This is a genomic window from Oceanobacillus luteolus (assembly GCF_042678205.1).
Classification (GTDB): domain Bacteria; phylum Bacillota; class Bacilli; order Bacillales; family Amphibacillaceae; genus Oceanobacillus; species Oceanobacillus luteolus.
This window is the reverse complement of sequence record NZ_JBHUDE010000163.1, coordinates 15,798-28,464: the sequence shown is the minus strand read 5'-3', so window position 1 is coordinate 28,464 and position 12,667 is coordinate 15,798. Positions and strand designations below refer to the sequence as shown.

General features: G+C 34.0%; 16 protein-coding genes. 8 read left to right on the top strand and 8 right to left on the bottom strand.

Going from position 1 to position 12,667, the window contains the following annotated elements:
- Window positions 1–432: 432 nt before the first annotated feature.
- The 8 genes from ACFSBH_RS19385 to ACFSBH_RS19350 form a co-directional block, all read right to left on the bottom strand.
- On the bottom strand, window positions 433–1,293 hold the full coding sequence (locus tag ACFSBH_RS19385; RefSeq protein WP_379599275.1) for a ThiF family adenylyltransferase: 861 nt from the start codon (window positions 1,291–1,293) through the stop codon (window positions 433–435).
- Window positions 1,290–2,237 carry a hypothetical protein gene (locus ACFSBH_RS19380; protein WP_379599273.1) on the bottom strand — a complete coding sequence of 316 codons (948 nt, stop codon included), beginning with the start codon at window positions 2,235–2,237 and terminating at the stop codon, window positions 1,290–1,292. The genes ACFSBH_RS19385 and ACFSBH_RS19380 overlap by 4 nt, the downstream gene beginning before the upstream one ends.
- Before the next feature lie 18 nt (window positions 2,238–2,255).
- Entirely contained in the window at window positions 2,256–2,921 is a 666-nt protein-coding gene (locus ACFSBH_RS19375) for a hypothetical protein (protein ID WP_379599271.1), read from the bottom strand.
- Window positions 2,884–3,453 (bottom strand): hypothetical protein, encoded by a 570-nt coding sequence (locus ACFSBH_RS19370; protein ID WP_379599269.1) that lies wholly within the window; start codon window positions 3,451–3,453, stop codon window positions 2,884–2,886. Before ACFSBH_RS19370 ends, ACFSBH_RS19375 begins: the two co-directional genes overlap by 38 nt.
- 13 nt (window positions 3,454–3,466) lie before the next feature.
- The gene (locus tag ACFSBH_RS19365; RefSeq protein WP_379599267.1) at window positions 3,467–3,817 is read right to left on the bottom strand and encodes a hypothetical protein; all 351 of its coding nucleotides are present in this window, start codon (window positions 3,815–3,817) and stop codon (window positions 3,467–3,469) included.
- Between the two features lie 70 nt (window positions 3,818–3,887).
- Window positions 3,888–5,006 carry a DNA polymerase III subunit beta gene (gene dnaN / locus ACFSBH_RS19360; protein WP_379599265.1) on the bottom strand — a complete coding sequence of 373 codons (1,119 nt, stop codon included), beginning with the start codon at window positions 5,004–5,006 and terminating at the stop codon, window positions 3,888–3,890.
- A 99-nt stretch (window positions 5,007–5,105) separates the two neighbouring features.
- A complete protein-coding gene (locus ACFSBH_RS19355; RefSeq protein WP_379599263.1) occupies window positions 5,106–5,828 on the bottom strand; it encodes a Rad52/Rad22 family DNA repair protein in 723 nt (240 codons plus the stop codon).
- Window positions 5,789–6,052, bottom strand: coding sequence for a Rad52/Rad22 family DNA repair protein (locus ACFSBH_RS19350; protein ID WP_379599261.1), 264 nt, complete (start codon window positions 6,050–6,052; stop codon window positions 5,789–5,791). Before ACFSBH_RS19350 ends, ACFSBH_RS19355 begins: the two co-directional genes overlap by 40 nt.
- Window positions 6,053–6,525: 473 nt before the next feature.
- Here ACFSBH_RS19350 and ACFSBH_RS19345 point away from each other — a divergent pair, with 473 nt between their 5' ends.
- The 8 genes from ACFSBH_RS19345 to ACFSBH_RS19310 all read left to right on the top strand — a co-directional run bounded on the left by ACFSBH_RS19345 (window position 6,526) and on the right by ACFSBH_RS19310 (window position 12,664).
- Complete coding sequence (locus ACFSBH_RS19345; protein WP_379599259.1) at window positions 6,526–6,879, top strand: hypothetical protein; 354 nt, start codon at window positions 6,526–6,528, stop codon at window positions 6,877–6,879.
- A 362-nt stretch (window positions 6,880–7,241) separates the two neighbouring features.
- On the top strand, window positions 7,242–7,484 hold the full coding sequence (locus ACFSBH_RS19340) for a helix-turn-helix domain-containing protein (protein WP_379599257.1): 243 nt from the start codon (window positions 7,242–7,244) through the stop codon (window positions 7,482–7,484).
- Window positions 7,453–9,222 (top strand): hypothetical protein, encoded by a 1,770-nt coding sequence (locus ACFSBH_RS19335; protein WP_379599255.1) that lies wholly within the window; start codon window positions 7,453–7,455, stop codon window positions 9,220–9,222. Before ACFSBH_RS19340 ends, ACFSBH_RS19335 begins: the two co-directional genes overlap by 32 nt.
- Before the next feature lie 181 nt (window positions 9,223–9,403).
- Window positions 9,404–9,658 carry a hypothetical protein gene (locus tag ACFSBH_RS19330; protein ID WP_379599253.1) on the top strand — a complete coding sequence of 85 codons (255 nt, stop codon included), beginning with the start codon at window positions 9,404–9,406 and terminating at the stop codon, window positions 9,656–9,658.
- 285 nt (window positions 9,659–9,943) lie between these two features.
- Window positions 9,944–10,270 (top strand): DUF4258 domain-containing protein, encoded by a 327-nt coding sequence (locus tag ACFSBH_RS19325; RefSeq protein WP_379599251.1) that lies wholly within the window; start codon window positions 9,944–9,946, stop codon window positions 10,268–10,270.
- A gap of 20 nt (window positions 10,271–10,290) precedes the next feature.
- Window positions 10,291–11,562 (top strand): DUF3854 domain-containing protein, encoded by a 1,272-nt coding sequence (locus ACFSBH_RS19320; protein WP_379599249.1) that lies wholly within the window; start codon window positions 10,291–10,293, stop codon window positions 11,560–11,562.
- A 336-nt stretch (window positions 11,563–11,898) separates the two neighbouring features.
- Entirely contained in the window at window positions 11,899–12,213 is a 315-nt protein-coding gene (locus ACFSBH_RS19315) for a hypothetical protein (RefSeq protein ID WP_379599247.1), read from the top strand.
- Between the two features lie 85 nt (window positions 12,214–12,298).
- Entirely contained in the window at window positions 12,299–12,664 is a 366-nt protein-coding gene (locus ACFSBH_RS19310; RefSeq protein WP_379599245.1) for a PrgI family protein, read from the top strand.
- Window positions 12,665–12,667 lie beyond the last annotated feature (3 nt).

The window sequence follows — 12,667 nt, the reverse complement described above, 5'->3', positions numbered from 1 at the left end:
ATTTTAAGTATACTGAAAGACAATAAAAGTGTACTGTATGTCAATTTTAATAAATTTAACTACGCTTCACATATAGTACGATTATTGTTATCAAGGTATACTTTTTCCGACATAGCAATTATAGATCATATATCACAGATTAATTTCATTCACCGCAATTTAAAATTTAGTCAATCAGTAAGTTTATATCCTTTCAAGGATGTGGCCGAGGGGTTAGAAATTCTACAAGAGTGTAGGACGTATACAAGTCAGCAACTATTTGTGTGTCAGTATCCAATTGACAGTGTAGTACTGGAGAAATTACCTAGATATTTTGATTTCACGGTAAACGTATTTAATAAAGATGAATATGAGATCATTGATAATCTTAAAGTGAAAATAAAAGCTTAGTAACCAAAAAAGACCCTATCCAAGATGGATGGGGTCTTTAATCTAACTTTGCTTAACTTCAATACTCTTCATATAAGCCTTTTTAGCATGGAAAAAAGTCATATGATTAGATATTGTTCCACTTTGAAACAATTCATTAAGGTAAGTAGCAACACTCATAGCAGCCATTCTATTTGTTAATAATCGCTGAGGATCATTAGCAACGATATTAGAGCAAGCTAATTGAGATGGTGCTATCTCATCTTTATCAGATAATATGTCTGGAAATACCTCTGCAACGGGCGGTAAAATCGTTTCTCCTTGTAATTTAAGACCACAAACAACTTGACCATCCCAACCACTTTCTTCATATGATTTACTCTCATCATCTGTCCATTCAGTCATTGGCCGTATGCCAAAATCGCTTGGAACCGATGCAGCCGAATTGCCTACGTCAATATATAAACACCTTCCAGCTCGTTCAAAGAATTCATGTATGACAGCTCTTGTATAATTATTATCTACACATCCAATGATAACGGGTAAGAATAAAACATCATAACGTACATCATCCGAAATCTTTAGATGATTATTGCTAAATAACATTTTTAGAGATTCATAATCCTCAATATAATCTTCCGAATAACTTGCGATTTGTAAATCATAAGCAGCACTATATCTTTTAGCTAAAACATCTGCTTTCTTCTTACCTATATCCTGTTTAATAAAGAACTGATTTTTTAGGTTTTTTTCCTCAATCACATCGGGATCTGCAATTAAATAAAATCCATCTTGTTTAAAAATGGACATCATTTGTGCCACCATTTGTGTGGTGTAAGACCCCGTCGCTCCGGTTCCCAACTGTACAATATAAGGGAAGATACCGTGTCTTGTTCTCCACTTGTCCTCTAATAAATTTATCATTTAATTACCTCCACAACACTTAAATCATAATTAGAATTTACCTCTGTAAACGGGTACTCAAAAATACTCCAAAGATCTAAATTAATATGTCTACCACTATAGATATCGAAAGTTCGAACAGTCAGTTCAGGAAAGAATTTATCAATTCTACCGACGATAGCATATAGAATTGGTGCTCTTTCACTCGCATTGTCCTGTAAAGAAGGAATAGGGGGCATAGTGTGGTGAGAATGAATCTCCATACACTTTATATAGCTACCTTCCAAAGCCTTCTCAGCTGCTTCTATTGCCGTTTCTGTGACTTCTACCCATAAAGGGTGCGCTTGTTGTTTAGGAATATCCATAAAGAAGCTGTCCGTATCTCTATCGTAAAAAATATCTGCATGTACCTCTGTTCCATACTCATCAGAAAAACGCTTAGAGATAGCAATAAAATCTTTTAATAAAGAGAAAGGGATTCTTCTCTTTGAAACAGCAAAAGAGTCCTTATCGGACTCTTTTCTACTGTTGTTTCCTTTCTTTTTTGCTTGAAGGATGACGGAAACGATATTCTTTTTCTTGATATACACAAGCTCCGCTCCCGCTTCTAATACAGGTAGATCTTTCTTCAAGCGTTTTTTTACATCCGCTTTTGTAATTGGCTTATATTCCACTTCTTTTTCCTTATTTTTTCTTGGTATACCCATCTCTAATTCTTCGGTACTAAAATAATCATTAATATCAATTTGTTCCGTATAGAAATAAATGATGGTATCACTATTGACCTCGAAAGTTTCTGCTGCAGCCTTGGCAGTAGAATTATTTTTACTTTCTTCTAACTGCTTAGCCAGTTCAGCCTGTTTCTTCATGCGTTCTTCCTCTTCTTTTTTCTTTTTAATAGCATAAGGGTCCTCGATATCGAATAATGAAAAAATGTCAGTTTGTTGTAAGTTATTTGTAGTCATTGCAATTCCTCCTAATGTTTATCCATTATTTTGTAATAAAAAAACCTCGTTAAACGTTTGGTTCATTGGCATTAAAACTTCATCATCAAATGATTTATCTCGAAAAGTCTTTAATAAGCTATTTAAGTTATGACCTATCGCCATACTTCCATAGTCATTACCAAAGGGAGCACTGAAAAACAAAAGATGCATCTTTTCCAATTGATTTAAATGTTTTATTTCTGGGAAAACGTTCATTCCCATACATACGTTACCTGAGTCATGATGAACGTTAGAATAGGGGAAATAATACATCTCGGTATCACCAGTAATTAATCCTTTGTCTTTTACAGCAAACATCTTTAGATTTTGAATGGTATCTTTAACGACAGAATATTTAAGAACTAATTTCGGGAAACCCAACATTAATTTTCCTTCTTCTGTATGTTCTATTTGCCATTGCCGCTTCTCTAATTCAATAAAAACGTCGTAACCGTATGTATTCGTAAGAAGTTTAATACAGTTGCGAGGTAGAAAAGGGGTTTGATGACCAATCCCCTCTGTACTAGAATTAGATAATGCTCTAATAATGTCATTTAAAGCCATTTTATATTCCCCTATAACCATACCGTCCTGCGTTTGCTTAACCTCTACATGTTCGGAAAAATTACGCAGCCGATCTGTTATCTTTATGTGAAATTCCATTGTCTTCCTCCTCAATCACTTTAAGTAGCTCATTACACATTTCGCTAATTTCAGTTAGTGCAATAGCCAATTCGTGACTCATTCCTGTAAACCAGATAAGCACAATTATTTCATTTGTCTCTTCATTGAATCTAATCGTTGCTTCAGTATGATTAAAGATATCAATGTCTTTTCTGGTTAATAACCTTAATAATTTTTTTCTGTATTTACTTTCAAGAACTCGTTCTATTTTGTGGTCTTTGATTATAAAGCACGTTTCTGGTTCTCCATCTGTAAATACATTAGGATACTTACTAGTTATCTTGTGTACCTCATCCCACGGATAAAATTCGCTATCTTCAAACAGCAATCCTATTCCATTCATTAAAATATCCATACCCGGTTCCGTTGAGTAATTTATATCTACCATGAAGTGATTTACTTTTATTTCATCTATTGATACACCTGCATCATGGAACGCTTTTAGCGTCATTAAATTTGAAATGGAATACAGGTAACTTTCTTTTGCGTAATAATCCATTTCCAGTTCCATTTAGGAAACCTCCTTAGATAAAAAAATCCTCTTCGTCTTCTATTGGAAAATGTTTATCTTTAGATATTGATAGCTGGAAAACAGCAGTATCGACTTGATGATAGATTAGGTACGGGCTAGAAGGGTTCAAAAATAAAGGTCCTTCATCATCTTCAATTGGCCCAAAATCTATATCTTCCATAAGCCTGTATGCTTCTTCGACATCATCTAAAGTAAAATTGGAAAAGTTAATATTATTAATTGAATCGTGATCTAAAATATGACGCATAACATTAACCAAACCACTTTCATCTTTCATTTCTTTCATCTTCTTAACTTTGAAAGTCTGAATGCTTTGAGTAAACTTCTCTAAGTTAAATTCCATTTCAAAACCTCCGTTAAAAGTTAATGGTAGGGGAGGGTGAGACAATCCACTCTCCACTACCTATTTATCCTCAAACTGTGCGTACAGGTAAAACTAATTGTAATGTTGATTCATCATTTTCCGCTTTAAAAGTAAATGGACGCATTGGACCATTGAAACCAATGATGATATTGTCATCCTTAATTGCTTTCAGTGCTTCCAATGCAAATTTAGCAGAAAATGATATCACAACATCTTCACCCTCAAAGTTTTCTAACACGACATCTTCTGATAGGTTTCCGACTTCTGGAGTATTACTAGTAATTGACGCCATAATACCCCCGTCGATTGACAATTTAACTATCGGTTTATCAGAAAGTACCAAAGCTCTTTCTAAAGAACTTGTTAATTCCTTATTAGATACTTTAACTGTAGTTTTTTCAGTATTCGGTATTAATCTATCCGTTTCAGGATAATTACCATCCAAAATCCGAGAGAAAAACAATGTCGTTCCGAATTCAAAAAATATCATATTATTCTTTACTGTTAATTTTACAACTTCATTTTCAGGGAGCACTTTGTTTAGTTCCTTTAAAGATATTCCTGGAATAGTTGTATCAAAATCCTCTGGTGCATCTAAATCTGTTATGATCTGAGACAATCTATGACTGTCTGTAGCAACAAACTTTAGCTGTTCTCCTTGTTTTTTAAAATTGACTCCTGTTAGGATGGGGCGCGTTTCTACGATAGATACTGCAAATACAGTCTGATTAATAATATCTTTTAATACATTGGATTCGATTTCCAATGCATTGACATCGGTAGTATTTGGCAGTTTAGGATATTCCGCTGCATCCATTCCGTTTAATTTGAACTTTGACTTACCGGATTTAATAATTACCCTCAGTCCTTCGTCCATTTCAACGGATACAGATTGCTCTGGAAGTTTTCTAAGAATGCTATTCAGCAATTTCGCTTGAAGAACAACGCTTCCTTCATGAATATCCTGGATAATGGTATCTTCACCATCTGTAGCAGGGATAAATGTCCTTATAGTGATGTCCCCATTCGAACCTATTAAAGTAATCCCTTCCTGAGTAATATTTAAATAGATTCCATTTAAAACAGGAATTTGAGACTTGTTTGATATAGCTCCGATAGAAGTATTTACTCCATCAATAAGTGTCTTTTTGTTGATTGTAAATTTCATAACAAACATCCTCCAAAATATTATTATTTTAAAAATAAAAAAAGCATAAAAGAGGGGATATAGATACCCCTGCATTTATGCTTCTCCTCCGCTAAAAACTTAGCTTACTTGTTGTTTTTGAAAATAAGTAGCCTTTGCTAATTCTTCTACCTGTTTGACCTGTTTATCACTGACATTAAAGAAACATCTTTGCAAACTGGTTACTTTAATGTTAACTAGGTAAGTTTGAACAAGATTTAGAAACTGAGTTTCCTCAAAATTATATTTTAGCTTGATCCTTTGTAGTTGGTAGATTGGTTTAAGAGCTTTATAATATGCGGTTAATTCTTTCAAACTTGCGTTTCGCACATAATTTAAAGCATCAATCTGTAATTTATTCGCTTTATTAAAAATACGAATAATTAATTGTGGATTATTGCTAATACCAATTACCTTTTCAAATTCATTTATATATTTTTGTACCTCAGTCCTAGGGTCCTTCTCTTGCTTACTAGAGATATTCGGATTAGTAACTGGCTGTTGTTGTGAAACATTACCGCTATTTCTGCTTGGTAAAGCCCAATCAGGTAATTGCGGTGGGTTCCAATATCCCTCTATTTTGCTTTTGTTATCTCTCATATAAATTTTCCCTTGGTTTTTATTAGGAAAAATCTGTACCATTTCTTCTTGTAGGTTGTAGAGATAACGGCCAATGCCAAAGTGAACAGCTGCACGTTTAAACGCTCCGCTTATTCCACCTTTTGTAGCTTCAAAAGCAGTAAGATCCGCTCCGTCGTACTTAGTCACTGTTTTCCGTTGGGTAAATGAATTTTTATACCACATAGTATTCCGTTATGCAGTTCACGAAAATCATTCTCCCAATTTCCAATACCCATTACAGTATCTAAACGGTTCATAATTGCACGACTTTCAACATAAGCAGCTACAAAAGCATATTTTTTACCGCTTCTAGCAGTAAAACTACGCATGACCCGCCACTCAATTTCATCCTCACTAAATGGTTCTGATAACCTTCTTTGAATCTCCTCCAAACTTACTTCTGGCATAACAAACATCCTCCTATAATAATTTTAATATCCTCTATCTGATAATTTTGGACACAAAAAAACGTCCTTCAGACAATGGATAATTACACACAAAAATAAAGTGTGTTTCCAATGTTCCAAAGAACGTTTAAAATAGTCACAAAAAGTGATAAAAACCATCAAACCTTAAGAGGTTCGTCCAAAAATATCAAATAAAAAGTATTACATTGATATTATAACTAAACTATTGATAGAGGACAACCAAAGAATCAAAATAAGACTTCATGCACAAGCAGCCTAATTGAAGCAGGTACAGCATCCAGCCTTGAAAATAGCTGTTTATATGGTGGTCAACAACACAGTATAATGTAAAAAAGTTCATTACTAAAATTAGATAGACTTGGCACGATATCATACAGAACTGACAGAGGAATGACCTTTAGACTGCATTTAGCTATAATAAAGAAAATGGAATTCATAAGGAGATGAATCTTGTGTACTTCAAAAGTGACTACCATGAGGAAACGGCCAGGGAGTTAATGAAAAGATTTGGATTTGAAAAACTGGAAGATGATAGGGAATACGGTACATTTTGTTATGTAACTACCGCTACATACAAATATGAAGACCTGAAAAAAGTAGCTGATTCAGAAGGGTTGGACTTGGATAAACTGCAACAAATCATGCTAGTGTATTCTTCAACTGAAATTAGCATGATTCGTTTTGGGCTTCAATTGTTCAACGCTAATATTGATGATATAACCATCCCTGATGTTATGTCAGGACTAGATGACGAAAACAAGAGGGTAGTGATAGAGGCCCTCAAATTTAGATATCGAATTCGCTAACATTGATCTTAGAGAAGGCGGGAAGATTACTCTCTTCTTTAATTACTTCATCATTCGTATTGGGACGAGAATTCTTGGGTTTGGATGAGAAGGATACGGTCCCCTTAAAAAGCCTAATTATATATAGGGTTTATTAGAACTTATTAAAAGGTTGACCCGTAATTCTTTCATCTCCTAGAGGATATGGTATTTATTGTGTTTCCAGATAGAAGGGATGCTTTATGAGTGATACCTTCTTTTTAGAAAATACATATGCTATAATGATGAAAACATAATAATAAAAGTGAAAACCACTGACAGACAGCTCTTTATAAAAAGGGGCGACATGTTGGTGGTTATTTTTGTTATAAGGATTGGTGTATATGATACTGTTTGAAGACATTGATACTGTAGAAACAAACTTAGAAAGACTTATCATACTTAGATTGCGTTTAAATCTTAAAAAATATGAAATGGCTAGAGCAATTGGCTACAATGAAAGTTATTATTCACAAGTTGAAAATGGGGTTTATCCTATCTCAGATACCCTAATAAAGAAAGTGAACAATTATTTAATTAAGGAGCAGAAGAAACATGGAGAATATATATTTAGTCAGTACGAATAACGTTTTTATTAATAAAGTATATTCCAACATAAGTACTTCTTTTCCTTCTCTTCGTAAGAAAGAAGAGAAAATTATCAAAATCCAAGATAAAAAACAGTTAATAGAGCTTATAAAAGATAATGTATTTGATTTTATTATCATGGATACAAGCTTAATAAGCATTAAAGAGATCATAAATGAGTTGAGTGATACTCAATCCGGATTGGTTTGGATAATCGACTCGAATAGTGAAACAAAAAGAGTTAATGACCATTTACATATTTGGAATTCACATGCTGATTATAAAAATGACCTTTACCGATTAGGGACTACCAATACAGAAATTAAAAAGAGCGGAATCAAATCCAGCCATCTACCAGGGACAAAAGACAACCCTATTCAAGAGATAAATAAAGATAAAACCAATGACGGTTCAAATATAATAAATAAACCGCAAGAAACTTCAGTTGAAAAAAGTAATAACCTACCTGAATCCGTGTCAACTAGTAATGATAAACACGGGAAAAATACATTCTTAAACACGAAAAATGAAGGGAGTATCTTAGATACAGAACAACAGCAAGTCGAAGCGGAAGATATTAAATTAGAGGATGGGGGAGAGGACAGTGAGAAAACTGAAGTAACAGACGACGAGCCAACAGTTATATCAATCGCTCCACCATATCCTCAAAAGATCGAACACGAAATACATAGCCGGTTATTGGAAGCAAGAACAGTAGATTTAAGTCTTTATCCTTCTAATACAGATTCGAAGGAAGAAAGGATTATACAATTAGAACCCTATGTAAAAGAATATTTTAGCTTAGTCGGCCAAAAAGAATTTCTAAGTGGTACCGATAAACGATTAGCTGCTACCTTAGAAATGTTTGAGTATATAAATATGAACCGCTCCATCAAAAACAAATCGGTAGGAGTATGGTCTCCTGTTTCAGCAATAGGGGTTACTACATTTGTTATGAATTTTGCTTTTCATCTTGGAGAGAGAAGACTTCCGATATCTGTCATGGAAGGTTTAAAGGAAACTCCTATGATGTTTAAGGAATTAGAGAGGATTGCTCCAACCAATAAAATATTCCCCAAAGATTGGCTTTCTTATGTTTCTTATATGAATAAAAGAAAAGAACTTGATAAAGGAAATGCCCATTTTGTCCGTTCTGCAGTTATTGATTACAAAGGGGTATATTGGTTCCCTTTAGCAAAAACTCTAAATGAGGATTATAATGCATCTATCATTGAAGATATCCCTTATTATTTATCATTCGGAAATCCAAGAGAGATTGTATTAGTTGATTTACCGAATGGTGAATTTAAGAAGGACTCGAGGAAGTTAATCAAAGAATTAAAGGAACTCTGGATATTATTAGATGGATCTACGGATATTATTTTTAGCTATATTAATTATATAGAACAGTTACAAGCAGATAATCCTCATTTAAGAATCTCACTAATACTATTAGATTATTTCCCTTATGTATCTAAAACATTGGTTGAACAGAGTTTTAAATATCCTGTTTTAGCTACGTTGCCGGATCTGCATAGTGAGATAAGAAAAAACAAATATGAACATATGTCCATTATGGAGAATGAAGATATAAAAGAGTTATTACAACCATCCTTTTCTAAGATTGGTAGGTATTTATATGAGGAAGGATATATCTATCAAAGAAGCAATAAAAAGAGTAAGTTAAACACCTATTATTCAAAATCGCTTGATAAGCTCAAAGGCTTTTTTGTATAATGAAAATGTACTTCTTTTATTTTTCTTTTTAAAATTGACCTTTTAAGGTTAATTGGTATCTCTTAGCAAATTTAAAACGTCTTTGGACGTATGGAAAATAGCACTATATTTGTGTGCTAATTCATACTGTCAAAGGCGTTTTTTTGTTGCCTTTTTATTGAAAGAAGGGAGAGAACGCCTGATGGAATTAATTTTTGGTAATGTAATTGGAATTGTTGTGGCACTTATGATTGTGGGGGCTTGTAAGTCTGTAATCAAGAGTGATTATTACCTTGATTTACCCAGAATCGAAAAAGAAGATGATGTAAAACCAAAGCGAAAATTCTACGTTGGTAAGTTTCTGACTACTATCTTACTTGTTTTAGCATATGGCTACATTGCTTATGCTTTTGGTCTTAAAGCGGAAACTGCTTTTGATATTTTAAAAACAATGTAGATAAGCAAAATTTAAAGAAGGAGTAATTAGACTATGATACGTGAGTTAAAGTTAACATTTAAAGTAACAATTGCTGGAGGTACAAGAAGTACGTAACCAACAAGGCTAAGATTTGTACTTTGTACAACTTAGCCTTGTTGGTTATACATAATTGAATTTAAGATCCATGTATATGATTAGCAAATAACTTTCTTTTGATAGAAATAGAACGCATTTAGGAGCTGTGTGTCCTTTTCACTTAGGAAGTTTTTTATTTTATTGTTTTTAGAAATGGAGGTATTAATTATGATAAACATTGTAAGGCAAATGAAGATGATAAAGAAAGCTTTATTAAATGGGGCCATCTACATTTCTGATCACTCGAAACAACGAATGTTATCCAGGGGTTATCAAAGTGTAGATATTATTCGTGGGATATTAAGCGGAACCATTAATGAAGTCCAAAGAGGATTTGATCCAGTAAGTAAAGCAGATGCTAACAAGTTTGTAATCGAAGGTGAAGATTACCACGGAAATCCTATTGCAATTGTTCTCGTGGAAAGCATGGAAGGCTATTGCTTAGTTACGACAATGCCGCCAATGGATAAGAACCGCTTTAGTAATGTAATATAAACATAGGAGGATGTTTGTTAATGAAAGATTATAGAGTTACTAGAATACCAAACTTTTTAGAATTTATACGTGTAGCGTGTCCTGTTTGCGGGCATACTGGTGGTTGTATGATTCATACAGATGGTGACCGTGTCGTTTGTATAAGGATAGAAAGTAAGATACCTTTTAGTAAAAATTCTTCTCTTCCTTCATGGTTACACTTTTTAAATGGAAATAAGAGACATCCTGGTATAAATGATAATAATATTGAGCAGAACAGAGGAAATAAAAAACTAGCTGATAGTGAACTTAATAAGGTTTATTCTATCATGTTGGACTACTTAGAGTTAACAGACGAACATTATAATCACCTTACTTCGCCTTCTCGAGGACTAACAGATGAAGAAGTAATGACTCGTGGGTATACTTCATTTCCAGCCGCTCCTTGGACATTGGCAAAAGCTATTCAAAATGATTATGGTATTGAATCTTTTGCAGGAGTACCAGGATTTTTTGAAGCCACGGGGAAATATGGAGACTATTGGTCCGTATTAGGTAGAGAGGGGATTTTAATACCTTACCGCAATAACAGAAACGAAATAACAGGTTTTCAGTATCGTATTGATAATCCACCACCAGTAGCGAAAATTAAACAACTGACTGGTGTTTACGGATTAAAGGCGACGAATAATGGTAATCAGGTAAAAGTTTTTTATGAAAAGGAATTAATTTTTGAAAAAGAGATGCAGTTAAATGAAACTGTTAGTCTGGAAGATTCCAAAGGAAAAACATTAGGATTTGTTTCGCTAAAAAAGGGAAACCGCTACTACTGGTTGTCTAGTGCAAATAAAAAGAATGGTACTGGAGCAGGGTCACCAAGTCCTGTTCATGTAGCTGTACCATCTCGCACTCTAAAAAATTGGCAAAGCGGACAATCACTTTATCGGAAAAAGATTTGGTTAACAGAAGGTGCATTAAAAGCTGATATAGCAGTTGATATGCTTCAACGTTCATTTACTCAGGAGCAGTTAGCTAAACACGGTGATACCTTTGCTGCAATACCAGGAGTGAATGCCTGGCAAACAGTTATTCCAATCTTTGAAGATATGGGTGTAGAGGAGATAAACCTTGCTTTTGACCGAGATTTTACTTCGAATGAATATGTTATGAGTTCCCTGAAAGAGTTTTTGGTCACTACAAAACAAAAAGGTTACCATGTAAATATGGTAAGCTGGGGGAAAGATGATGGTAAAGGAATTGACGATCTATTATTAACCGGTTCTAAAATACCTAAAATAACACGTATTTTTTAAACCATCTATATTATAGGTTTATAGAATGGAGTAGGGGGGTGTTTCCCTACTTCCGCTATAAATCTACCAACCTAAAAAATTAGTTGCTTTTTTGGAAAATATATCATAGAATAAATTCATAGTTTAATAGAAAAGGGAAACGCCCTGAAAGATATGTGAACGAAAAAATACTTTTTTCGTCCGTTCACTATTTTTCAGGGCGTTTTTTATTTGCCTTTTTATTCCTTTAAAACACTCTAAAACGAAAGGGGTGAATACAAAAAAATGTCTTTAACAGTTAACAATAAAGCAACCAAAATTTTACTTATTGTATTAGCAGTTGTTGGATTTTTATTCGTGTTTGATGTTGGAACCTCATATGCGAGTACCGGCGCTTTCGACCATGTAAATGGTGTAAGTAATTCAAGAAACACTGAAACCGCGGTATATAGTGACCTAAACAAATTAGTTAACATAGTTATGGCTGTCGGAGGTTTTTGGATTTTAGCTTGTTTAATCTTCGCAGGTATTCGTTTATCTAGTGCTCAAGGTAATCCGCAAGCACGTACTCAAGGATTTATTGGACTTGGGATGGCCGCCATTGGTGGTTGGATCGTTGTTCAAGCGCGTACAATCGCTGGTTGGATTGGCGGATTTGGGGCAACTAGTTAGTTCATACAGAATCCTACCAAACCACCCCTCTTTTTATTCATGAAAGAGGGGTGAACTTTTAATAAAAGATGAATGGAGAATTTAATTGGCTAGAAAAGTAACTGTACCAATTGATATGTCCTCAGAGCAAAAAGTAATCTTAGGTATTATTTCTAAACGTCAGCTAATCTATCTTATCGTCGGCGGAATGTTGTTGTACTTTTATGTGCCCAAAGTATATGGGCTTGTAAACGACCCTCTTATTGGCATTATTTTCGCGATGTTCTCGGCGCTACCTACAGCAATCCTTGTGCTTCTACTAGGTTTTATGAAACATCACAAACACAGTTTGAATTTTGATAAGTATTTTCTTATCAAATTAAGATATAGAAGTCAGCTCGGAGCTTGGAGAAAAGGTCCAGCTGTGTCCACTAACGAACAGTTACCAGCTAAAAAGAAAGAGAGGAAATAATGC

What these genes read in the sequence shown, in the direction of transcription:
- ACFSBH_RS19350 (WP_379599261.1), bottom strand. Translation starts at nt 6,052, where the DNA reads ATGCCAGAAGTAAGTTTGGAGGAGATTCAAAGAAGGTTATCAGAACCA.
- ACFSBH_RS19370 (WP_379599269.1), bottom strand. Translation starts at nt 3,453, where the DNA reads ATGGAACTGGAAATGGATTATTACGCAAAAGAAAGTTACCTGTATTCC.
- ACFSBH_RS19385 (WP_379599275.1), bottom strand. Translation starts at nt 1,293, where the DNA reads ATGATAAATTTATTAGAGGACAAGTGGAGAACAAGACACGGTATCTTC.
- ACFSBH_RS19325 (WP_379599251.1), top strand. Translation starts at nt 9,944, where the DNA reads ATGATAAACATTGTAAGGCAAATGAAGATGATAAAGAAAGCTTTATTA.
- ACFSBH_RS19355 (WP_379599263.1), bottom strand. Translation starts at nt 5,828, where the DNA reads ATGTGGTATAAAAATTCATTTACCCAACGGAAAACAGTGACTAAGTAC.
- ACFSBH_RS19330 (WP_379599253.1), top strand. Translation starts at nt 9,404, where the DNA reads ATGGAATTAATTTTTGGTAATGTAATTGGAATTGTTGTGGCACTTATG.
- ACFSBH_RS19365 (WP_379599267.1), bottom strand. Translation starts at nt 3,817, where the DNA reads ATGGAATTTAACTTAGAGAAGTTTACTCAAAGCATTCAGACTTTCAAA.
- dnaN (WP_379599265.1), bottom strand. Translation starts at nt 5,006, where the DNA reads ATGAAATTTACAATCAACAAAAAGACACTTATTGATGGAGTAAATACT.
- ACFSBH_RS19335 (WP_379599255.1), top strand. Translation starts at nt 7,453, where the DNA reads ATGGAGAATATATATTTAGTCAGTACGAATAACGTTTTTATTAATAAA.
- ACFSBH_RS19375 (WP_379599271.1), bottom strand. Translation starts at nt 2,921, where the DNA reads ATGGAATTTCACATAAAGATAACAGATCGGCTGCGTAATTTTTCCGAA.
- ACFSBH_RS19380 (WP_379599273.1), bottom strand. Translation starts at nt 2,237, where the DNA reads ATGACTACAAATAACTTACAACAAACTGACATTTTTTCATTATTCGAT.
- ACFSBH_RS19320 (WP_379599249.1), top strand. Translation starts at nt 10,291, where the DNA reads ATGAAAGATTATAGAGTTACTAGAATACCAAACTTTTTAGAATTTATA.
- ACFSBH_RS19340 (WP_379599257.1), top strand. Translation starts at nt 7,242, where the DNA reads ATGATACTGTTTGAAGACATTGATACTGTAGAAACAAACTTAGAAAGA.